This window comes from Paenibacillus sp. FSL H7-0357, from assembly GCF_000758525.1.
Taxonomy (GTDB): domain Bacteria; phylum Bacillota; class Bacilli; order Paenibacillales; family Paenibacillaceae; genus Paenibacillus_AQ.
Genome location: NZ_CP009241.1, coordinates 4,587,696 through 4,611,290, shown reverse-complemented (window position 1 = coordinate 4,611,290; position 23,595 = coordinate 4,587,696). Strand labels below are relative to the sequence as shown.

At 50.5% G+C, this 23,595-nt stretch carries 16 protein-coding genes and 2 pseudogenes; 15 read left to right on the top strand and 3 right to left on the bottom strand.

What is annotated here, in order from left to right; genetic code table 11:
• Window positions 1-39: 39 nt before the first annotated feature.
• From H70357_RS37165 to H70357_RS37155, 3 genes and pseudogenes are all read left to right on the top strand, one after another.
• Window positions 40-633, top strand: a pseudogene (locus H70357_RS37165) (S-layer homology domain-containing protein); the annotation flags it as partial.
• A 753-nt stretch (window positions 634-1,386) separates the two neighbouring features.
• Window positions 1,387-3,873: pseudogene (locus H70357_RS37160) on the top strand (LamG-like jellyroll fold domain-containing protein); the annotation flags it as partial.
• A gap of 6 nt (window positions 3,874-3,879) precedes the next feature.
• Window positions 3,880-4,794: a LamG-like jellyroll fold domain-containing protein gene (locus H70357_RS37155; RefSeq protein WP_442950478.1), complete on the top strand. Its 915-nt coding sequence runs from the start codon at window positions 3,880-3,882 to the stop codon at window positions 4,792-4,794.
• A 101-nt stretch (window positions 4,795-4,895) separates the two neighbouring features.
• Here the strand turns inward: H70357_RS37155 and H70357_RS20030 are convergent, their stop codons facing one another.
• The gene (locus H70357_RS20030) at window positions 4,896-5,210 is read right to left on the bottom strand and encodes a winged helix-turn-helix transcriptional regulator (protein WP_038593196.1); all 315 of its coding nucleotides are present in this window, start codon (window positions 5,208-5,210) and stop codon (window positions 4,896-4,898) included.
• Window positions 5,211-5,410: 200 nt separating this feature from the next.
• Between H70357_RS20030 and zwf the strand changes: the two genes are divergently transcribed.
• The 5 genes from zwf to H70357_RS20005 all read left to right on the top strand — a co-directional run bounded on the left by zwf (window position 5,411) and on the right by H70357_RS20005 (window position 10,708).
• A complete protein-coding gene (gene zwf / locus H70357_RS20025) occupies window positions 5,411-6,949 on the top strand; it encodes a glucose-6-phosphate dehydrogenase (RefSeq protein WP_052092149.1) in 1,539 nt (512 codons plus the stop codon).
• A 71-nt stretch (window positions 6,950-7,020) separates the two neighbouring features.
• Entirely contained in the window at window positions 7,021-7,914 is an 894-nt protein-coding gene (gnd, locus tag H70357_RS20020) for a phosphogluconate dehydrogenase (NAD(+)-dependent, decarboxylating) (protein ID WP_038593194.1), read from the top strand.
• Between the two features lie 216 nt (window positions 7,915-8,130).
• Window positions 8,131-9,420: an L-cysteine desulfidase family protein gene (locus tag H70357_RS20015; RefSeq protein ID WP_038593191.1), complete on the top strand. Its 1,290-nt coding sequence runs from the start codon at window positions 8,131-8,133 to the stop codon at window positions 9,418-9,420.
• 632 nt (window positions 9,421-10,052) lie between these two features.
• Complete coding sequence (locus H70357_RS20010) at window positions 10,053-10,370, top strand: transposase (protein ID WP_038593188.1); 318 nt, start codon at window positions 10,053-10,055, stop codon at window positions 10,368-10,370.
• Window positions 10,371-10,381: 11 nt separating this feature from the next.
• Window positions 10,382-10,708 (top strand): IS3 family transposase, encoded by a 327-nt coding sequence (locus tag H70357_RS20005; protein ID WP_081965862.1) that lies wholly within the window; start codon window positions 10,382-10,384, stop codon window positions 10,706-10,708.
• A gap of 182 nt (window positions 10,709-10,890) precedes the next feature.
• Here the strand turns inward: H70357_RS20005 and H70357_RS20000 are convergent, their stop codons facing one another.
• Window positions 10,891-11,646, bottom strand: a complete 756-nt coding sequence (locus H70357_RS20000; RefSeq protein WP_038600046.1) for a DeoR/GlpR family DNA-binding transcription regulator — start codon at window positions 11,644-11,646, stop codon at window positions 10,891-10,893.
• 608 nt (window positions 11,647-12,254) lie between these two features.
• Between H70357_RS20000 and H70357_RS19995 the strand changes: the two genes are divergently transcribed.
• From H70357_RS19995 to H70357_RS19970, 6 genes are all read left to right on the top strand, one after another.
• Window positions 12,255-13,406, top strand: a complete 1,152-nt coding sequence (locus H70357_RS19995; protein WP_038593185.1) for an iron-containing alcohol dehydrogenase — start codon at window positions 12,255-12,257, stop codon at window positions 13,404-13,406.
• Between the two features lie 26 nt (window positions 13,407-13,432).
• Window positions 13,433-14,911, top strand: a complete 1,479-nt coding sequence (gene rhaB / locus H70357_RS19990; RefSeq protein WP_038593182.1) for a rhamnulokinase — start codon at window positions 13,433-13,435, stop codon at window positions 14,909-14,911.
• Between the two features lie 205 nt (window positions 14,912-15,116).
• The gene (rhaA, locus tag H70357_RS19985) at window positions 15,117-16,373 is read left to right on the top strand and encodes an L-rhamnose isomerase (RefSeq protein WP_038593179.1); all 1,257 of its coding nucleotides are present in this window, start codon (window positions 15,117-15,119) and stop codon (window positions 16,371-16,373) included.
• 58 nt (window positions 16,374-16,431) lie between these two features.
• Window positions 16,432-17,277, top strand: coding sequence for a rhamnulose-1-phosphate aldolase (rhaD, locus tag H70357_RS19980; protein ID WP_038593177.1), 846 nt, complete (start codon window positions 16,432-16,434; stop codon window positions 17,275-17,277).
• Between the two features lie 172 nt (window positions 17,278-17,449).
• Window positions 17,450-18,544 (top strand): NADH:flavin oxidoreductase, encoded by a 1,095-nt coding sequence (locus tag H70357_RS19975; protein WP_038593172.1) that lies wholly within the window; start codon window positions 17,450-17,452, stop codon window positions 18,542-18,544.
• 155 nt (window positions 18,545-18,699) lie between these two features.
• Window positions 18,700-19,890 (top strand): beta-ketoacyl-[acyl-carrier-protein] synthase family protein, encoded by a 1,191-nt coding sequence (locus H70357_RS19970; RefSeq protein ID WP_038593171.1) that lies wholly within the window; start codon window positions 18,700-18,702, stop codon window positions 19,888-19,890.
• 12 nt (window positions 19,891-19,902) lie between these two features.
• On the opposite strand, the gene H70357_RS19965 is transcribed toward H70357_RS19970, so the two are convergent.
• On the bottom strand, window positions 19,903-21,480 hold the full coding sequence (locus H70357_RS19965) for an alpha/beta hydrolase (RefSeq protein WP_038593170.1): 1,578 nt from the start codon (window positions 21,478-21,480) through the stop codon (window positions 19,903-19,905).
• 470 nt (window positions 21,481-21,950) lie between these two features.
• Here H70357_RS19965 and miaB point away from each other — a divergent pair, with 470 nt between their 5' ends.
• Window positions 21,951-23,558, top strand: coding sequence for a tRNA (N6-isopentenyl adenosine(37)-C2)-methylthiotransferase MiaB (miaB, locus tag H70357_RS19960; protein ID WP_038593167.1), 1,608 nt, complete (start codon window positions 21,951-21,953; stop codon window positions 23,556-23,558).
• Window positions 23,559-23,595: the final 37 nt, after the last annotated feature.

Here is a 23,595-nt window from a genome sequence, read left to right as displayed (position 1 = left end):
ACTATTTTTTAGAATCGGAGGATCTCACATTTGAACAAGATGACTGGCAAGCTAACGTCTTCGTTTCTTGCGCTGCTGCTGCTTGTGCTTTCGCCGATCATGGCGGCTTCCGGGACTGTGAAAGATAATGACAAGGCGGGGCAGCTTACCACCAAAATCTCAGTGCCTGACTATACAGGCCACTGGGCACAGGATGATTTTCAGACATGGGTAGATAATGGTCTGCTCACGGGTTATGGGAACGGTGTTTATAAACCGGAGCAGAATATCACCCGCGCAGAGTGGGTTTCACTTGTAGGCAGAGTATTTAATCTGCAGACTCTGAGCGAGAGCAGGTTTAGTGATGTTGCGGAAGGAAGCGTTTATTATAACGAGGTTATGAAAGCGGTATCAGCCGGTTTTGTGTCGGGTTACGGCGACGGTACCTTCCGTCCCGCCCAAACGGTCAGCCGCCAGGAAGCGGCCGTGATGCTGTATCGGTTGTTCCAGCTTGATGCTTCAGCCGCCGCTGCCGCGCCGAAGGATGCCGTGGAGCTGCCGGAGTGGAGCAGGGAAGCTGTACTTACTTTGCTGGGAGACGGTTTCCTCAGCGGGTACGAGGATGGCAGCATTAAGGGGAAACGAGCGGTAACGAGAGCTGAGGCACTGCGGTTAATTAGCAAGCTGTCCGGGCAAATCATCCTCAAGAGCGGAACCTACAGCGATTTGACTGCCCGGAACGTTATTGTCAGCACCGCCGGAGTGGAGCTCAAGAACGCCAGCATCGCGGGCAACTTGTATCTCACGGAAGGAATTGCTGAAGGGGACATTACCCTCGACAACGTAAAGGTTGCAGGCAAAATAGTTGTCACTGGCGGTGGTGAAAACAGCGTTGTCATGAGCAATTCGACGGCTTCCAGGCTGGTGGTGAACAAAAAGAACGGGAAGCTGCGCGTCATAGCCAAAGGCAGCAGTGCTGTAACGGACGTCATTGTTCAGTCTGGCGTCAAGCTTGAGGAGGATGCAGCTGCAACCGGGACGGGCTTCAGTAAAATTACACTGGAACAGACATTGTCCAAAAATTCGGTGGTACAGCTTAGCGGCAGCTTCGACTCGGTAGTCGTGAATGCACTGGGTGAGCCGACATTGGTATTAAACAGAGGCAGCATCACTGACATGACGCTTAACCGTAAGACGGGACTGCGTGTGGAAGCGGGCACGGAGATCAAAAATCTGAAGGTCGGCGTGAAGGAGCAGATTACTGTCCAAGGCAGCGGCAAGGTGATTTTTGACCCGGCCTACAGCTCCCTGATCAAGCTGGAAACACCAGCGGCAACGGCTACTGCTACAGCGACTGCGGGCATCGGGGGAGGGACCCCGATATCACCGACAGCTACACCAAGTACGATGCCAAGTGCGACACCAAGTGCGAAACCAACGCCGTCACCAACGGCGACACCGGTGGTTTCGCCGGAAGCGACCGCGCCGGTGTTCAGCAATGTATCTGTGCATGATCCCTCAGTTGTGAAGGACGGCGATACGTATTATGTCTTCGGTTCGCATATCGAGGCGGCTGAGTCGCAAGATTTGATGAATTGGAGCACTTTCACCAACGGCTATAAAACGCCGGATAATACACTCTACGGTGATCTTTCCGCGAATCTGGCGGAATCCTTCGCCTGGGCCGGGGAGAACGATTCCGACAGCAAAGGCGGTTTCTCCGTTTGGGCACCGGATGTTTTCTGGAATGAGGACTATGTTAACGAGGATGGAACCAAGGGCACTTATATGATGTATTATTCCACTTCCTCCACCTATATTCGTTCAGCCATTGGCTACGCCGTTTCGCAAAATATTAAAGGACCTTACACCTACGGGGGAACCGTGCTGTATTCCGGCTTCACGGCAGGCGAAGCTTATGATGCGAACAGTGATGTCAACAAAAAATGGACGAATACCAACATTCAGGCGTTGATTGATGATGGAACACTGGAGGCAATGAATCCGGCCTGGTTTAATACCGATGGTACGTATAACAATAAAATGTATACAAACGCAATTGACCCTACTCTGTTCTATGACAAGGACGGCAAGCTGTGGATGACCTACGGATCATGGTCGGGCGGGATTTTCGTGCTGGAGGTTGATCCTGCAACCGGCGGGCCCAAGTATCCCGGAGAAGACGGGACGACAGCGGACGGCAGAATCATCGACCGCTATTTTGGAACCAAAATCTCGGGAGGCAATTATAAATCCGGTGAAGGCCCGTATGTAATGTACGACAAAAATACGGACTACTACTATTTATATGTAACCTATGGCGGTCTTGCGGCAGATGGCGGCTACAGTATGCGGCAGTTCCGTTCGAGCAGCCCAAGCGGTCCTTACAAGGATGCAGCAGGGCAGGATGCGGTGCTCACCACGGATGGTGACCACTCGGCATACGGCAACAAGCTGCTGGGCAACTTCCTGTTCACGAACGTGAACGGCGATCCGGAGTTCCCGGTCTATGGCTATGTCTCATCCGGCCATAATTCGGTATATTACGATGAAGACAGCGGGAAGACGTTCAACTTCTTCCATACCCGGTTCCCTTACCGGGGCGAAGCTCATGAGCTTCGCGTACACCAGATGTTCATGAACGAGGACGGCTGGCCGGTGGTCGCGCCGCACCGTTACTCCGGCGAAACTATCGGCAAAGTAGCGGCGGAAGACATCGCCGGTGCCTATCAGTTCATCAACCATGGCAAGGATATCAGCGCCAAAATCAAATCAAGCGCCGATATTGAACTCCTGGCAGACGGAACCATTGCAGGATCGGTGACCGGGACCTGGAAACTGAAAGACGATTATTATGCTGACCTGCTCATCAACGAGACACAAAATGGCACTGCCGTTGAACGGCTGTACAAAGGTGTCTTCGTCAAGCTGTGGGATTCCACGCGCCAAGATCATGTCATGACCTTCACTGCCATGTCGGATCAAGGGATTGCCGTCTGGGGCAGCGCGCTGGAAACGCTGAGCGATGAGCAGCTGGTGGCCAATGCTACAAGCGGCCTGACACTTGGCAACACAAGTAAAGTGTATAAGGATCTAACCCTGCCGAGCGAAGGCGTACGCGGTATTGCGATAACTTGGTCTTCATCCAATGAAGCGATTGTTGGAAATGACGGGAAGGTAACACGGCCGGAGGTTGGCAGCGGTGACACGTCTGTGGAACTGACGGCTACGATTCGGCTTGGCCAGGCGAGCGCTACCAAAACCTTCACAGTAGGTGTTGTAGCACTTAGCGGCAGTCAACTGGAGGACGGTTTAGTTGGCGCCTATGACTTTGAGGGCAATCTCGAGGAAAGCGGCGGACGGCTTGAAGCGGGGACGGAAACGGGGAACCGGGTGAACAACACCGGCGGTACGATCACTTATGTAAGCGGTGAAGACGGACAGGCAGCGCAATTGGATGGCAGATCCGGCATCCGTTTGCCAAACGGCCTGATTTCCGGAAGCTCCTATTCCGTGGGCATGTGGCTGAATCCGGATGAACTGACCGCCTTTACGACTGCGTTCTTCGGAGCAAAGTCCGATACGAACTGGATCAGCCTGCTTCCTTACGGCAACGGTGTCGCAACCACCCGCTTGTGGTTTGGCAGTGAGGCCTGGATGGATGCGGATACGGGCCTGCAGATTAAGGCAGGTGAATGGTCTCACGTGGCTTTTACCTACGATGCCGGCACAGTCAAAATGTATGTGAATGGTGTGCTGAAATCAACGAAAAGCGGATTTACCAACGTATTTACAGATGATTCCGGCGTGTTTGCCCTCGGCGTCAACTATTGGGATATTCCGTACAAAGGCCTGGTTGACAAGTTCCGGGTCTATGAAAAAGCATTGTCTCCGGAAGCCGTGGGCTGGCTGGTGAATGGTGAGCCGGAAACGGATACGAAGGTGACTTCGATATCATTCGGTACAGCAGTCCAACAAGTAGCTGCAGGCAACAGTTATACCCCGGTGGTCAGCATACTGCCTGCCAATGCCGGCAACCAGCAGCTGGAGTGGAGCTCAAGCACTCCCGAGGTCGCAGTTGTCGATGCTGTGACAGGTGTAGTAACGGCTCTGAAGGTCGGGGATGCAAGTATTACTGCAAAGGCGACAGATGGCAGCGCGGTTACTTCCAGCTATCAAGTGAAGGTTACAGATGGGAAAATAGCTTATTATGCGTTTGACGGCAATTTACTGGATTCGCTGCAGCTGTCTGCGGCGGGCAAGGCAACCGGTGACAAAGTGGACAGTGCGACGGTCGGCAGTATTACCTATGGGACAGGTGTTGCCGGACAGGCGGCCGTGTTCGATGGTACATCCGGTATCCGGCTGCCTGACGGGCTTTTGAACAGCAGCACCTACTCTGTCTCCATGTGGTTAAATCCAGCGCAGCTGACGGATTTCACGACCACCTTTTTCGGTGCAAGCACCATGGACAGCTGGATCAGCCTGGTTCTGCAAAATGCCGGCGGCCAGACGCTGCTATGGTCAGGAACGGCCTGGTATGATGCTTTAACCGGTCTGCTAATCCCGCTGAATGAGTGGACACATGTTGCTTTTACAGTACGTGAAGGTGAAGTCAAAGTGTACATCAACGGATCGGAGAAATTCTCCGGCACGGGCTTCCCGGATGTGTTTATCAATAAGAATGCCGTATTCACTCTGGGCATTAATTACTGGAATCCACCGTTCAAAGGGTTGATCGACGAACTGAAGGTCTATAGCAATACGCTTTCGGCGGAAGACGTGCTGGCAGAGTACAATCTGAACATTAATTAAAAAGAAACAGACATTTGCAAACAATAGTAACCCGAAAAGAGGGAGAACCGGAAGCCGTTAAGGCTTGGGTACTCCCTCTTTTTTACGGTAAGGGGCTGGAGCTATAACCATTTCATCGCCCATACCTCCACATGGCAGAGTGCTGCTCCAAGCTCCTGCCCTTTTTCCGTTAACGAATATTCCGTTTTTACGGGGCGGTCCGGGATGACCACACGATTTAGCAACCCGCACTCTTCAAGCTCCTTCAAGCGTTCATTCAGCATTCGTTTGCTTAAATCCGGGATGATGGCATGCAGCTCGCTGAAGCGCTTGGGTCCTTCCATTAAAACGTGGATGATAAGATTAACCCATTTCTTCCCGATGATATGATAGGCATGTTCCACCTTGGCGAGCAACGGTTTGAAATCCTGCTTCATTGCCTTTCCCACCCCTCACAGTTATTATTAATATCCTCCTTACTATAGCATAGTGAAGAGTTCGTGAAAATAAGTACTTTTCGTAAATGTCAGAATGAGGTTGACGAATACTTTTTGCAGTCGTATGATGGGTGTTATAAAAGTTTGCGAGTAATAATAAGTAACCTCATAAACATTTGACAACAACGGGAGGAATGAAAGTGGAATCATCAACCTTTGTACTTTTTGGCGCCACAGGAGATTTGGCAAAACGTAAAATATACCCTGCATTATATAACTTGTTCGCAGATGGCAAGCTTTCCGGTCCTCTCTCGGTCATTGGTCTCGGCAGAAGAGAGCTCAGTAACGAAACCTTCCAGGCGCAAGTGCTGGATTCGCTGCGCACCTTTTCCCGGCGGAAGGTAGAAGAATCGGCGGAGCTGCAGGATTTCCTGCTGGCTTTTGAATATAGCGTGCTGGACGTTGGACGTCCGGAGGATTATAAGAAATTGCTGGCGCATGTGCAGCGCCGTGAGGAACTGCTGAACATTCCGGAGAACCGGATGTTTTATTTGTCTGTAGGTCCTGAATTTTTCGGGCCAATTGCCGGCAACATTAACACAAGCGGACTAGGTGACACCAAAGGCTGGAAACGCCTGATCATCGAGAAACCGTTCGGCAGAGATTTGAAATCGGCGCGGGAGCTGAATGACAGCCTGAATGCAGCTTTTACAGAAGAGGAAATCTTCCGGATCGACCACTTCCTGGGTAAACCGATGGTCCAGAATCTTGAAGTGCTGAAATATTCGAATCCGGTGCTGAGAGCGTTGTGGCAGAACCGCTATATCGCCAATGTTCAGATTACAGCCGCTGAGACGGTTGGGGTAGAGGAAAGGGCAGGTTATTATGACAAAGCCGGTGCTCTGCGCGATATGTTCCAGAACCATATGCTGCAGCTGCTGATGATGATGGCGATGCAGCTTCCCAAGGGCAGTACGCCGGAAGATGTCCGCAGCAAGAAGCGGCATGTGATCCGCTCGGTGCGCCCCTTGCTGAAAGAAGACGTGGCCCGGCATGTGGTCCGTGGACAATATGCCGCCGGTGAAATCCGGGGCAGCAAGGTAGCCGGCTATACTTCCGAGCCGGGAATTGAAGCTTCTTCGCAGAATGAGACTTATATCGCGGCCCGCCTTTGGATTGATGATCCATTATGGAGTGAGGTGCCGTTTTATATCCGTACCGGTAAACGGATGAAAGAGAAATCAACAAGAATCGTTATAGAGTTCAAAGAACCGTTTAATGATTTGCATAACAAAAACAGAGGGAAGCTGGATCTTGATCCTAACCTGCTGGTGATCGAAATCGGTCCCGGCGAAGGTATCTCACTGCAGCTGAACACCAAAAATCCGCGCCAGCACGGGCAGCTGGAGCCGGTCAGCATTAAGCATGAATCCGGTAATCCGGATCTGCCGGAAGCTTACGAGAACCTGATTTACGATGCTTTGCTTGGAGATGCTACTTTCTTTGCCCATTGGGAGGAAGTCGAGCTGTCCTGGCAGTGGGTTCAGCCGATTATTGAAGCCACTGAGGAAGGCACTCTGCCGCTTCATTCGTATGCTGCGGGTTCCTACGGACCGGATGCGGCCGATGAGCTGCTTGGAGAGGATCATTGGTGGTTGGATGAAGAGCTCCCTGCGGAGCAGCATGAGCCGAATGATGTTCATGAGACCGATCCTGTGGCCATCCGGCCGGGTGCTTGATTAAGCCCTTTGTAACTACTAGCGCACTTGGTTTTATAAGATCCAATTAATAATTTTCGGAGGGATATCTAATGAAAGTAGGATTAGTCGGTTTAGGAAAAATGGGCTTCAATCTGGGCCAGAACCTGCTGGAGCATGATCATGAAGTTGTAGCGTTTGATGTGAATGCCGCTGCTGTGGAGGAGATGGGTTCTAAAGGTGCGGCTATGGCGAAAAGTCTCGCCGAGCTTGTTAATAAGCTGGAAACCCCGCGGGTTGCCTGGATTATGGTTCCGCATCAGTTTGTCGATTCTGTTATTGCTGAGCTTACACCGCTGCTGTCCAAAGGCGATATCATTATCGAGGCCGGAAATTCACATTACAAGGAATCGATCCGCCGCCATGAGGCGTTGAGCAAGGAGGGGATCTATTTCCTGGATGCAGGAACCTCCGGAGGAATGGAAGGCGCCCGCAATGGCGCTTGTTATATGATTGGCGGAGACGAGGAAGCCTGGGCAGTGGTCGAACCGCTGTTCCGTGATACCTCTGTGGAGAACGGGTATTTGTACGCCGGAAAGTCTGGCAGCGGCCACTTCCTGAAGATGGTGCACAACGGGATTGAATATGGCATGATGGCTGCGATCGGCGAAGGTTTTGAGGTGCTGGAGAAAAGCGGTTATGACTTCAACTTTGAAGAAGTAGCCCGCGTGTGGAACAACGGTTCCGTCATCCGCTCATGGCTGATGGAGCTGATAGAACGCGCCTTCTCCAAAGACGCCAAGCTGGATGAGATCAAAGGGATTATGCACTCCTCGGGTGAGGGCAAATGGACGCTGGAAACGGCATTTGACCTGCAGGCTGCGACACCGGTCATCGCCATGGCGCTGCTGATGCGCTACCGGTCGCTTGAAACCGATACGTTCACCGGCAAGGTGGTCGCCGCATTGCGCAACGAATTCGGCGGCCATGCAGTGGAGAGCAAATAAGAAGTTCTGGAAACACATAGGATAACAATAGGCAGCATGACTTAATACCATCGTGGTATTGGGGCTTGCTGCTTTTTTGTAATGCCAAACAGGTTAAACCCGCCAGAGAAATGGCATGAACGGACAATTTCCAGAGAAGAAGGGTCGATCTCTCGGCAATATTCCTGTACTATATAAGAAATGCTCCGACAACAAGAGGAAATGGTGATATCGAACATGGTTAATTTATTGGATGTTTTGAAAAAGGAAGTAGTTCCGGCGGAGGGATGTACGGAGCCGATCGCCGTCGCTTATGCAGTCTCCTTAGCAGCGGAGCTGGTTCAGGAAGAAATCACGTCGATTCAGCTGTTTCTTAGCGGGAATATTATTAAAAATGCTATGGGTGTAGGCATTCCGGGTACCGGACAAAACGGTCTGCCCATTGCAGCTGCCTTGGGGGCGGTGATTCACCGTTCCCATAAGAAGCTCGAGATATTGTCAGGGCTGTCCCAGGCAGAGCTTAGTAAAGCCAACGAGATCATTGACCGGAAGCTGCTTGAAGTGGAGCTGAAAAACACGCCCGAGAAACTGTATATTGAGGCGCGGGTACACAGTGAGAGCCACACAGCTACAGCGATTATTGCCAAAGAGCATACGCATGTGATCTTTCTGTCCAAGGATGGGATCGCACTTGATCTGCCAAAAGACAAGGCGGATTGTGAGGGATCCGAGGAAATGGACCCTGAGGTTTATGCGGTTTCCCTGGACGGGATTTTTGAGTTCGTCCGGACTGTCGATTTCTCCAGCCTTCAGTTTCTTTTGGAAGGTGCGGTAATGAACAAGGCCATCTCCGATGAGGGATTGCGGGGAGATTACGGGCTGCAGGTTGGTAAAAAAATGTTGCAGCAATCGGCGGTCAATCTGTTTGGCAATGATGTGGCCAACAAGGTTATCGCTGCTACAGCTGCAGCCTCCGATGCGCGGATGGACGGCAGTGCAATGCCGGTGATGACAACGGCAGGCAGCGGGAATCAGGGCATAGCCTGTACACTGCCGGTGATTGAGCTCGCCCGGCTCATGAACAAAGACGAGGAGACGCTGGCGCGGGCACTGGCCCTCAGCAACCTGATCACCGTCCATGTCAAACATTATATCGGGCGTCTGTCCCCGCTATGCGGATCGGGCATCGCAGGCGGAGTAGGGGCCAACAGCGGGATCATCTATCTGATGGGCGGGAGCCTGGAGCAGATTAAGCACGGGATACAGAATACGATAGCCTCATTGTCAGGCATGATCTGCGACGGTGCGAAATCCACCTGCGCGCTGAAAATCTCCACGGCTACTAATGCAGCAATTCAGGCAGCTACACTGGCCATGAACAATATTTCGCCCACCGATAGGGATGGGGTGATTTTTGAAGAGGTGGAAGATACGATCCGCAACATGGAGAGGCTAGTCCAGGAAGGCCTTGCCGCAACGGATACGACAATTCTTAACATCATGCTGTCTAAGGGAGAGGTAATGTAATCAGGCAGATTAGATAGTGAAGCGAGGCTGCTGTCTGATGTTATGGATGCTGCGAATATGTGACTGATGTGAAAGGCGTCCGTGACTGACGTGGATTGATGCGACTGATGCGATTGACGTGACTGGCGTGGATGATGCGACCAACGTGACTGATGAGACTGATGTGAAAGCGTGATTGACGTGAATTGATGCGACTGACGTGGATGATGCGACCAACGTGACTGATGAGACTGATGTGACCGACGTGACTGACGTGAATTGATGCGACTGACGCGACACATGCAACACATGCGACTGTTGTCTAAGCTCAAACGATTTAGCATTCTGCGTTACCAGACCGGCTAACGGACCGTAAAGCCGCTATTCTATAATAATAGGCTGTAATGTCTTTCTTACGGACCGTATAGCCGTTATTCACGGAAAAAACGGCGAAATGGCGCTGGGAATGAAAAATAACATCTCTGGAGTCCGCTTTGTGACCGGAAACAGGGTATTTTCCGAAATAACGTCACTGGAGTCCGATGCATATTGTATAGAACCGCCGCCATGCACATATTGCGCTGCAATTAGAATAAATAGTGGACACCCGTTAACGGACGGACCGATAATGATAGCAACGGAGGTGTGTTCACATGGGAGAACAAAGACAACGGTATAACGAAGATTTCAAAAAGCAAACCGTGAAGTTCATTCAAGAACAGACGAAGACCTTAGGTGACTTAGCGGAAGAGCTTAACATCCCGAAAAGTACGCTGCATCAGTGGATGGGTCAATATCGGGAGCTAAAGAATGAACCGGCGGCGAGTATGGACCGGGTACGGGAACTCGAAGCACAGTTGAAAGAGGCGACCCGTCAGCTCCAGGAGAAAGAACTCAAACTTGCCGATACAGAAGAAGAACTGGCGATTGTAAAAAAAGCTGTGCACATCTTCAGCAAACCAAGGAACTAAGATTCCAGTTTATGGAGGACCATCGCTCCGAGTTTCGCTTGGAGAAGATGTGCGACACCCTACACGTTTCAAGGAGCGGTTACTACAAGTGGCGGACGGGAGAAACCAGCACACAGAAACTCCGCAAAGCAGCGATCATGGAGCGAATCCAGTATCATTTTGCCGATCATAAAAAGCGTTATGGAAGTCCGAAGATCACTCGTCTGCTGCACAAAGAGGGCTATACCGTTACTGAACGCACCGTGAGTGTGTACATGCGGCAAATGAAGCTCCGCTCTGTCGTGTCTAAACCCTACCGTGTACAGACTACCGACTCTAAGCATGAACTATCCCAATAAGAGCAGCCTTTCTCATCCTTAAAGGAGGGAAGTGCCGCAATTATTTTTTATAACACTCCTATTGCAGCTCTGTAATTGCACCAGTATTATCCTCGTATCGCCTCTTTTTGCCCTTCCATTGCTTTTATACGTTTCCTGTTGCCACAACTATCTTTTTCAGTGACCAGGCCCTTCCGCAGAGGTCAGTACAGCACCTCAACATTCTCCTTCGCGAGCCGCTTGAGCCAGGCTTCTGACGGTTTGCGGTCCGTGATCAGCACGTCGATTCGGTTAAGCTGGACCAGCTGTGTAAAGGCAGTTTTGTCGAATTTGGTATGGTCGGCGAGCAGCACAACCTTTTCGGCCTGGCGCAGCATGTATTTCTTAAGCTCGCACTCCGGTTCGTTGGAATCGGTGATACCGCGTTCCATATCAATTCCCTTGCAGCTGATCACGGCAGTATCTACGTTGTACCGCTGGATCGTGTCATGGGCGACAGGACCCACAAGAGAGAGTGAACGGTGGCGCAAGGATCCGCCGGAGGAAAGGATATTCATACCGGAGCTGGCGAACTCATGCAAAATATTGATGGAATTCGTAATGACCGTCAGATTGTTTTTGTTGCCCAGCAGCTTGAGAAATTCAAAGGAAGTTGAGCTGGGATCGACCATCAACGTGTCACCGTCATTAATCAGCTCAAGCGCCTTAAGCGCGATGTTGCGTTTGATATCAGTATTGATGGCACCCCGGGTGACAAACGGCAGATCCTCATTGGTATGCCTATTCAGCATAGCCCCCCCGTATGTGCGGCTTAAAATGCCGTCCTTTTCCAGCTTCTCCAGATCCCTGCGGATCGTTTCTTCCGTTACTTCAAACATGCGGCTTAAATCAGAGACCAGAACTCTTTTATCCTGATGCACTAAATCTATTATTTTTTTGCGTCTTTCAGCTGCGAGCATCATAATCACCTTTCCGGAGTTATATAGATTGAACTTGTGATTTTCTATTTTGGGGTTGGCAGTGACTCCAGAGAATGATTGGACTTCCAGCCGCTGTTAGGTTTGGATTTCTTGAAATAGACCGCGCGGTAGAAATCCAAACCTTGCCTATGCTTTCGAAGCGAGCTTTCCTGCGGAAAGCTTTCAGGCGGACGCTATCGCTCCTACAGTTCCAAAATTCTCCTCCGCCACTTTTCCCTAAGTGTATTTTCTCAAGTTCAATCTATATAGAACTATTTTATAAATATAGACCTAACGATCTGTGTTTTGCAATAAACTAAGGAGAAACAACATTAATTCTATTATAACCTTCGCGAAACAAACAATAAACAAATAAAAACAACATAATTATTATTTTAAATGTTGACAACAAAGATTCAAGGCGATACGATGAGGATATCATTATTCCTTTGAAAGCGCATGCCTCTTAGAGGAGCGCCAGAGCCGGTCCGCTGCGAATCTTCAGAGACCAGCCTGAAGTGCCACAGCCGAATGAAACCAAGCTTGCAGAGGAAAGAGTGTTAACTTGTAAACGCTGTATATAAATTGCCTGGGAGGCTGGTCAATCAATGAGTACTCATGTTTATTATGTTCCTTCTATCAACATTATGGGAAAAGGCTGTCTGAAGGAAATCGGGCCGTACATTCAAGAGCTGAATTTGCAGAAAGCGCTTGTGGTCACCGATAAGTTTCTGGTCAAGAGCGGAATCGCCGGTAAGCTGCTGGCTGTTTTGGATGAAGCGGGAATTAATTATGTCGTATATGATGAAGTCAAACCTAACCCGACCTGTAAAAATGTCCACGACGGCGTTGATTTTCTGAAGCAGCATGAATGCGACTATCTGGTGTCCATCGGCGGTGGTTCGCCGCAGGATACAGCCAAAGCCATCGGCATCGTTGCTACCAATGGCGGACATATCGCAGAGTACGAAGGTGTACACAAGTCACAGCATAAATCGCTGCCTATTATTGCGGTGAACACTACCGCCGGAACTTCAAGCGAAGTGACGATCAACTATGTCATTACGGATGAGAAACGCAAGGTGAAGATGGTTATGGTGGATAAGAACAGCATTGCCACCATCTCGGTGAATGACCCTGAGCTGATGGTCGACAAGCCGGCCGCGCTTACTGCGGCAACAGGAATGGATGCCCTGACTCATGCCGTTGAAGCATTAGTGACGCCCGGAGCTTATCCGGTCACCGATGCAACGGCATTAGCTGCGGTGGAGCTTATATTTGCCAATCTGGCCCGCACGGTGAAAGATGGCCATGATATTGAAGCGCGTGAGCAGATGGTTTACGCAATTTTCCTTGGAGGCTTGGCTTTCAACAATGCCGGACTCGGATATGTGCATGCCATGGCGCATCAGCTTGGCGGAGTATATGATTTGCCGCATGGGGTGTGCAATGCGATGCTGCTGCCATATGTAGAAGAAGAAAACGCCAAATATGTACCGGAGAAATTCAGAAGTATCGCCAAGGCGATCGGCCTGCAGGTGAACGGCAAAAGCGACAAGGAATGTGCCGATTTCGTAATCAAATCAATTAAGGCGCTGTCCAAGGAAGTCGGCATACCGGCCAAATTATCCGAGCTGGGTGTAGATGAGGTCGATCTTGACCTGCTCGCTGAAAATGCGATGAAGGATGCCTGTGCACCAGGAAATCCATTCATTCCTACCAAAGAAGAAGTCATTGCCCTGTTCCGCAAAATCCTCTAGAACATCTTTTAATAAGGAGATTCCCTATGAACAATCATATCGCCGTCGATATCGGCGCCTCCAGCGGGCGGCTAGTGCTCGGAACCATCGTGGACGGGAGTCTCACCCTGGAGGAGATTCACCGCTTCAGCAATGGATTCACCGAGCGCGACGATTCCTGCTTCTGGGATGTGGATTATTTACTGGAGCAAATCATTACCGGGCTGCAAAAAGCAAAAGCAGGGGGTGTGACGAAATGCACCCTCGGGATTGACACTTGGGCGGTAGATTACGTCCTGCTGGATGCTGAGGGAAACCGAATCCAGGAGGTATATGCTTACCGGGACCGCAGAACGGATGGGGTCATGGAAGAGGTGGCGAAGCTCATTTCTCCGGAAGCTGTTTATGCCAAGACGGGGATTCAGCAGTTAACATTTAATACGTTATATCAGCTGTATGTCCATGACCGTGAGGAGCTGGCTAAGGCGGATCAGATTTTGCTGGTGCCCGATTATCTCTACTATAGATTGTGCGGCCGGAAGATCAACGAGGTCACCAATGCTTCGACCACTCAGCTGCTCAATCTCGCAAGCCGTGATTTCGATCCTGAGCTGCTTGCGTTGCTTCAGCTTGAAAGAGCGCAGTTCGCCGGGCTGACCGAGCCCGGTGAAGATCTAGGCAGCATCAGTGATTCACTGATGCTGCAGTATGATCTGCCGGAATGCCGGCTCATTTGCGTGGCAACCCATGATACGGCTTCCGCCGTCCTTGGCATCCCGGCGCAAAGCGGGCGATCGTCAGCATATATCAGCAGCGGCACCTGGTCGCTGCTTGGCGCTCAACTGGATCAGCCGATTAATAACCGGAGTGCAAGGGAAGCTAACTATACCAATGAATGGGGTGCTTATGGCACCTACCGGTTCCTCAAAAACATTATGGGACTGTGGCTGATCCAGGAGGTGCGCAGGCTGGACGGCAGCCGCTACAGCTTTGCTGAGCTGGCTGAACAGGCCGCTGCCGCTGAAGGCTTCCGCAGCCTGATTGGCTGCAATGATCCGCGTTTTTTGAATCCGGATAATATGATAGAAGAAATCCGCCTATTCTGTGCCGAGAGCGGCCAGCCTGTTCCGCAGTCGCCGGGTGAACTGGCACGCTGCATCTTTGACAGTCTGGCGTTGTCCTATCGCAGCTATCTGGAAGAACTCGAAGCGCTTACTGGCACAGCCATCGAAGTGCTGCAAATCGTCGGCGGTGGAGCAAACAACGAGCTGCTGTGCCAGCTGACCGCAGACGTAATCGGCAAGGAGGTCCTTGCAGGACCCACTGAAGCCACCGCACTGGGGAATATTGCGGTGCAGCTGATTCAGTCGGGCAAGGTCGCGGACATTCACGAGGCCAGAACACTGATCGGGCAATCGTTTGAGATCAAATCCTATCTACCCCGGCCTATGCCGCAGCTTGGCGAGCTGCTGGTCCGCTGGGAGGAGCTGAATGCAGCGGAAACGGCTACAAGTGAAGGCGCATAAGCTCCGCTTTCGAAGCGGGTTTTGCCCGAAGTAAACCGATGGAGCAGATGCTCACAAAACTAAGCGTATGCTTCCGGAGCAAGTTTTGCTCGAAGAATATTCCCGGAAGTATCGCTCACAAAACTAAGCCTATGCTTTCGAAGCGAGTTTTGCCCGAAGTAAACCGATGGAGCAGATGCTCACAAAACTTTTAGGAGGATGCGCCATGGATCAGAGCATCATGAACAGCTATAACGAAGCCAAGAAACTGTACGCCGCTCATGGCATTAATGTGGATGAAGTACTGGAGAAGCTGGCACAGATCAAGATTTCACTGCACTGCTGGCAGGGAGATGACGTTAGAGGTTTTCTGTTTAAGGATAAGGAGCTTAGCGGCGGGATTGCCGTAACCGGAAGTTATCCCGGCCGCGCCGGCACACCAGAGGAGCTGCGTCAGGATTTGGAGAAGGCCTTATCGCTGATTCCGGGCAAGCATAAGGTCAACCTGCATGCGATTTATGCCGACACAGATGAAAAGGTGGATCTGGACGAACTGGAACCGCGCCACTTTGCATCGTGGGTAGACTGGGCCAAGGAGCAGGGGCTTGGACTTGATTTTAATCCGACCTGCTTCTCCCATCCGAATGCGGCAGACGGGTTCACTTTGAGCCATGCAGACGAAGCCATCCGCAGCTTCTGGATTAAGCATTGCAAGGCTTCCCGGCGGATCGCCGAACATTTCGGGCGTGAGCTTGGACAACCCTGCGTCACCAACTTCTGGGTGCCTGACGGTTATAAGGATACCCCGGTGGACCGGCTGGCGCCGCGGATGCGGCTGAAAGAATCGCTGGATGAAGTGTTCAGCGAAGAGATTGATCCACAGTATAATATTGATGCCGTGGAGAGCAAGCTGTTCGGCATCGGTTCGGAGAGCTATGTAGTCGGATCGCATGAATTTTATATGGGCTACGGGCTGACCCGGGGGAAAGCGATTTGCCTCGATGCCGGTCACTTCCATCCGACTGAAGTGATTTCCAATAAGCTGTCCTCCATTCTGATGTTCAGCGAGCAGCTGCTGCTGCATGTCAGCAGACCGGTCCGCTGGGACAGTGACCATGTGGTGACCATGGATGATGAACTGCTGGAGATTGCCCGGGAGCTGGTCCGCGGAGATTTGCTGCCGCGCACGAATATCGGTCTGGATTTCTTCGACGGCAGTATCAATCATATTGCGGCATGGGTCATCGGCACACGCAACACGATCAAAGCCTTGCTGCGTGCGATGCTGGAACCAGTAGCGGAGCTGAAGGCTGTTGAACTGGCCGGTGATTACACTTCCCGGCTCGCACTTGTCGAAGAATTTAAGTCCTATCCATTTGGCGCGGTTTGGGATTATTACTGCGCTTCGCAGAATACACCGGTTCGTGAACAATGGCTGGCTGAGGTCAAGAGCTACGAGCAGGAAGTGCTGGCGGCAAGATAGGCAACGGCTAACCAAGACTTGACTATATTAAGCAGTGTATATAAAGGAGAGAAGACATATGAGTACATCTGTAATGAAGTCCAAAGGATACATTGCCGGCATCGAGGCGCCATTTATTCAGGAAATGTCGGAGATTACCCATCACATGTGGTCGCTCGGCTGGGATGAGCTGAACGGCGGTAACGTCAGCTATTTGCTGGAAGAGGATGAGGTTGCTAAATACATTAACGTACGGGAACCGTTGCGGACGATTAACCTGACCTTCCCGGTCACTGAGCTGGCCGGCAAATATTTCATCGTCACCGGCTCCGGCAAATATTTCCGGAATGTAATCAAAGACCCGGAAGCCAATCTCGGGGTGCTGCGTGTCACGGACAGCGGCGAGAGCGTAGAAGTGCTCTGGGGTCTGCGCAACAACGCCGTGCCGACGAGCGAGCTGGCTTCCCATTTCATGAGCCATATTGAGCGCCTGAAGGTGGACCCCAACCACCGGATCGTACTGCATACCCACGCTACCAATGTCATTGCCATGACCTTCACGCATGATCTGGATGAGCTGAAATTCACCAAAACCTTATGGGAAATGTGCACCGAATGTCTGGTGGTTTTCCCAGACGGCGTGGGGGTTATTCCTTGGATCGTTCCCGGCAGCAGTGAAATCGGCCGCGCCACAGCCGATAAAATGAAGGAGTACCGGGTAGTTATCTGGCCGCAGCATGGCATTTTTGTGACCGGCGGCACGATGGATGCTACCTTTGGTCTGGTGGAAACGATTGAGAAGGCGGCGATTGTCTATAACCTGATCGGTGGCAGAGAAATCAAACAGAAGATTACCGACCGCCAGCTGGCGGATCTGGCGGCGGCTTTCCATGTTACACCCAAAGCCGGCATCCTGGAGTTATAAAATACACATCATAGCGAAGGGCAACCGGACATGGGCAGATTATCTGCCTTTGTCCGGTTTTTTGCGCAGCAGCGGCTGTCCTGAAGATCTGCTGCCAGGATTTGCAATTGCCTTCAACTAGCGTCATAATATCCTTACTTAAAGTAATTATATTATTAAATGGAGGTAGTATATGAATACCGATAAATTGTTTACACCTTTTCAGGTTGGAACGCTTTCACTTCAAAACCGGATCGTAATGGCGCCAATGACCCGGGCATATTCACCGAACGGGGTAGCAACCGAAGCGGTTGCCGAGTATTACCGCAAACGGACAGAGGGTGGAGTAGGCCTGATTGTAACCGAAGGCACAGCGATCAACCATCCGTCAGCCGTCAGCCATCCGAATATTCCGAATATTCACGGGGAGGCTGCTTTGGCCGGCTGGGCTAAGGTTGTGGAAGAAGTTCACGCCGCCGGCGGCAAAATCATTCCGCAGCTCTGGCATGTCGGCATGGCCCGCAACATTGGCGAGCTGCCGAATGCCGAAGCGCTGCCGATTGGTCCATCCGGGCTGAATTTGGCCGGCCAGCAGATTACAGAGCCGATGACGCAGCAGGAGATCGACGGTATCATCGCTGCTTTTGCCCAGGCGGCCGTAGACGCCAAGCGGATCGGTTTTGACGGCATTGAGCTGCATGGGGCACATGGTTATCTGATCGACCAGTTCTTCTGGGAGAAGACCAATCAGCGCACCGATCAATATGGCGGTGATCTTGAAGCGCGGACTACCTTTGCGGTCGAGGTTATTGATGCCTGCCGCCGTGCGGTTGGACCGGATTTCCCGATTGTGCTGCGCTTCTCGCAATGGAAGAGCGGAGATTACTCTGCCAAGCTTGCCCAAACACCGGAAGAGCTGTCCCGTTTCCTGACACCGCTCAGCAATGCCGGAGTCGATATCTTCCACTGCTCCACACGCCGCTTCTGGCTGCCGGAGTTCGAAGGCTCCGAGCTGAATCTGGCCGGCTGGACGAAGAAAATCACCGGCAAACCAACCATCACGGTAGGTTCTGTAGGTCTCAACAGCGAGTTCACCAGTGCGGTGAAGGAGGAAAATGAGGAAGATAACATCGAACGCCTGCTGGAAAAGCTGGAACAAGCGGAATTTGATCTGGTAGCGGTCGGCAGAGCGCTGATCAGTGATCCGCAGTGGCCGGCCAAAGTGCAAAGCGGCAGAATGGATGAGATCATTCCGTTTACGTCCGAGTCCACAAAGACACTGAACTGAACGGCAGCCGGCTAACTTTAGGAGGAAGGCAATTATGAGCAGAGAGGGCTTCAACCGCATTGGAGAGTTTTGGACGGAGCATCCAAAACGCGCAGGTGGGAGAAGTCCTCTTTGTGTTTTCTTTTTATTAATTATCAGGAAAAGGGTGGGGAACGATGAATAAGCGAATAGCAATTACCGGTTTTGGCGTGAAGGTTCCTAACGGAGAGAACAATAACGATTTGTTGGATCATTTGATCAGCGGCGAGTATGATTTCACGGCCAGAAATGATATTACACCGAATCAGGAGCCTTTATGGGTTGGTGAAGTTCTTGGGGATTTGGGGACGCTGGAGGATAAGCAGTACCGGGTTCTGCCGAGAATCTCCAAGCTGGCCATTAGTACAAGCGCTGAAGCACTAGCGATGGCTGGACTAGATCTGACGGACCCTGGCAATAAGACGGGGGTGTTCTTTGGAACCACCATGGGCGGTACAACTCCGCTGGAGGAAATGGTCCATTACGCATCTGCCGGCAAGTTCAGAGAAATGCCCGTTTACTGCTGCGGGTTGGTGCATTATCACAGTCTGGCTTCCTCCATCTCCAGCTTTTTTCATCTGACAGGAATATCGAAGACGGTAACGACCGGCTGCACTGCCGGACTTGAAGCGCTGGAGGACGCCATGCTGTATCTGCAAAGTGGAAAGATAAACACGGCGATTATAGGTGCAGCGGATAGCAGCAACAATAAAGTGACGGTGTACGGGTTCGGAAAAATAAGAGCGCTGCCATTCAATCAAGACATCAGGAATTCCGGATCGCCGTTCAACAAAAAAAGCAAAGGCTTCATACTGTCGGAGGGGGCTGCCAGCCTGGTTCTGGAAACCGAGGAACATGCGCTTAGCCGCAATGCAACTATTTATGGCTATGTAGACACCGTGTCTACGAATAATGACGCTGAATCGGTGAATGGCCAGGACAAAACCGGAAGGAATATGAAGCGGGCGGTAAATGATGTGCTGGGCAACAGAAGACCTGACTATTTTAACAGCCAGGCCTTGGGTTACGACGCTAATGACAGAATCGAGGATATAGTCTCCAGGGATATCTTTCAGCATGAAGTACCGCTGACCTCGATCAAAGGGCTGATCGGCCATCCGTTCAGCGTCAGCGGCCTGGCGCAGATTATTGCCTCCTTGCTCGGCTTTCAGCATCATTTTATTCCCGGAACCATCCGGACAGATCAACTTGGCTATGAGCATCTTCCATTAATCACAAAGACTCTCCCGAAAGCCACATCCGAAGTACTGATTACAAGTCATGGATACGGAGGCAACAATGCCTGTGTCTATTTAACGAAGCAATGATGATTTAACAATTTACATACTTTTGGTGTGCTGCAATTGTTCCGCCTTGAGCCGCCATTTCTTCGCTTCATGCTTTTGATGGTTTTGTTCATACAGGTTAGCGATTTGCTCGTAGGCATCGAACTCTTCCGCATTAAATAAAAGTACATATTTTAAAAACGCTATAGCCGCAGTGAACTTGCCTTGAGACGCGAGATAATCTGATTGCTGATGGGCAAGTGTAACCAGTTGAATCTCCATTTTGACTCTCAGGTGCAGGTTCCATTCCTGGTTTAGATTTCTGAATAGGTCAGGCTGGATCTGCGCAAAAACAGAATGAATCAGTGGTTCCTTCAGTTCAGGATTAGTTTCCTCATTAGCCCGGTTAATCTCCGCCATCAGAGTCAGCACATCGGAGTCCACAGCAGTCTGCAGGGAAATTTGCTGTTTATCGCTGTAGATCAGTTTCGTGACCTCATTGTTCAGCAACTGCTTCAGATGGGTGAGGCATACCCGAAGCTGACCTCTGGCTTTGACAAGATCCATATCCCGCCATAATTCTTCACAGAGCCGGTCTCTGGTGACGACGGGATTCAGCAGCAAATAAATCAGCAAATCCTTGGCGCTTCTCCTTCCCCAGCCACTAATAATCGGAATATCATCTACGGCAACCGTAAATCTGTTGAGTAAATTGATCTTCAATTGTACGGATGGGGCGTTACCGGCCGGATTATTGTTAACCATGTCCAGAAATTCGGAATGCAAATTCAACAGCAAAGGGTCCAAAGGAGCCCTGTTTATCCACTTACTGTTCAGAAAGACTTCAATTTGTTTAAAGGTTTCCTCCGGCTGATCATAAAAAACCATGTTGGATGCATTGTATAAGGTCATAAACCGGCAATTCGGATTGGCGGATGCAATCAGGCTGGACAGATAGGGAGGATACATCGGGTCCTGTTCCCCAGTCAACATTAATGTCGGATGAGTATGCTGTTTGAACAGATCCATAATCTCGTTATGTGCATAAGCAAAGAAATCCAGCAGTTCCAGATAAACGTCAAAGGTGACTTTGGCAAAAGCGCTGTACAGCGCTTCCGTTTCTGCGCTATGGCGCGGATAAAGGGTTGCGTTAGGAATCACGTGGTCTGCAAGCGCCAGCATGGATTGATAAGTCATCAGCTTTTTGCGGTAGTCCTTATATTTATTGGCTGTCCCCGACGAATTGAACAAGGGAAGCGACAAAAGAACAGTGCTTCTTACTCGATCCGGATACGCTTTGGCAAAATACAGGGCAATAATGCTCCCTGCCCCATGGGCGATGATATGGAAGGTTTGAATCTGGAGATCTTCCAGCAGCATTCGCAAATTTTCGACAAATAATGCGGCCAGTTTATCAAGGGTAGTCTTGGAGCTTCCGCTTAATCCATGACCCCGGAGATCATATCTTACAATATGGTAGTTGTCAGTCATATATGGAACCATAAAGTCCCAGCTTCTCAGATCAAACCCCAGACCATGGATAAGTACCAAGGTTTCTGTGCGGTCACTGGTGTTTTTTGCCGTCTCGTATTCATAATGGATATCGATGTCATGTCTTGAAATATAAGCCATTACTGTACCCCTCTACGTTGCATTATATAATGATTATATCTGAAAAAAATATAATATTTTATCGTAATATGTGGTTTTTTGTAGAAATGTGTAACGTATGTGTAGCGGTGGTTTGCTAAACTTGGAACAAGCAATACTTTTCAGGGGAGATGATGTGCAGCTATGAAGATGTTTTACTGTATTTGCGTCAAGGATTCCAAGTTCGATTTGGTCTATTTACGGATGTATATCCGCAGATAATAAATGTACGAAATAATAACTTTAGACGAACCTTCTTACTTATTAAAGTAGGAGGGTTTATTAGTATGTAGAATTTTAATTGTATCAGGGGATATAGTTTATTCTACCAGATTGCCTTTTAAAATTGTAAAACTTGGATTGCATTTTATCCTTATGCTATAATTTTTTATTAGCAAGAATAAAATTCTAGAGTTTATTTTACAAAGCTTCAATATAAAGGACGTGGAATAATGACAATGGGGAATAACTCACCGGACTTAAAATTCGGCAAGGGTGGTTCGAAAGATTACTCGAAGTATTTTGATTTTTCTGATGCCAAAGTCATCAGTGAAGAAGAAGGCAAAACTACGTATAGAATCAAAGGACGTACCGTACAGATCAATTCCAACCCGGACTACAAAGAGGGCAAGCGCAGGGGCAAGCAGGAAATAGAAGTTATAAACTTTGAAGATACTGATACAAATCAGGCCATGGAGCAGTTCCGGGAGATAAACCGCCACAAACAGCATTATTATTTCATCGCCACCTACGGCTGCCAGATGAACGAGCATGATACGGAAACGATGAAAGGCATGCTGGAGCAAATGGGTTATCTCGCTGCCGAAGACCGCAATGAGGCTGATATTATTCTGCTGAATACTTGTGCGATCCGCGAGAATGCCGAAGATAAGGTGTTCGGGGAGCTGGGCCATCTCAAGACGCTGAAGCTCGAGAAGCCGGGTCTGCTGCTTGGGGTCTGTGGCTGCATGTCACAGGAGGAAGGCGTGGTTAACCGCATCATGTCCAAATACGGCTTCGTTGACATGATCTTTGGCACGCACAATATCCACCGGCTGCCGCAGCTTGTTAAGGAAGCGGTTTATAGCAAGGAGCTTGTAGTTGAAGTCTGGTCCAAGGAAGGCGACATCATCGAGAACCTGCCGAAGAAACGGGAGGGGATGCGTGCCTGGGTGAATATCATGTACGGCTGTGATAAGTTCTGTACCTACTGCATCGTACCGTTTACGCGGGGTAAGGAGCGCAGCCGCCGTCCGGAGGATGTCATCGCCGAGGTTCGGGAGCTGGCCCGTCAGGGCTTTAAGGAAGTGACTTTGCTGGGGCAGAATGTGAATGCATACGGCAAGGATTTTACGGATTTGGATTATACATTCGGGGACCTCATGGACGATATGCGCAAGATCGACATTCCACGCATCCGCTTCATGACTTCGCATCCCCGCGATTTTGACGATAGATTGATTGAAGTACTGGGAAAAGGCGGAAATCTCGCAGAGCATATTCACCTGCCGGTACAGTCCGGAAGTACTGCCGTTCTGAAGAAGATGAGCCGCAAATACACACGTGAGGCGTACATGGAGCTTGTCCGCAAGATTAAGGCCAGTGTGCCGGCTGCCGTGCTGACGACGGATATCATCGTGGGATTCCCCGGTGAAACCGAGGAACAGTTCGAAGAAACACTGTCGCTGGTGCGTGAAGTAGGATATGATATGGCTTATACCTTCATTTATTCACCGCGCGAGGGTACGCCTGCGGCTGCGATGGAGGATAATGTACCCGCTGAGGTGAAGAGCGAGCGCCTGCAGCGGCTGAATGACCTCATTAAAGAGCAGAGCCGGATCAGCAATGACCGGATGCTCGGTGAACTGGTCGAGGTGCTGGTGGAAGGGGAGAGCAAGAATAACGCTCAAGTGCTTTCAGGCCGTTCCAGCGCCAACAAACTGGTGCATTTTGAAGGTTCGAAGGATCTCATCGGCAGTTTGGTGCAAGTCAGAATTACCGATACGAAAACATGGTACATTAAAGGGGATTGCGTGGCGGAAGCCGCGGCTGTCCTCTAATTATAGAGGAATGGAGCGATGTCAGTGAGCCAGGAAG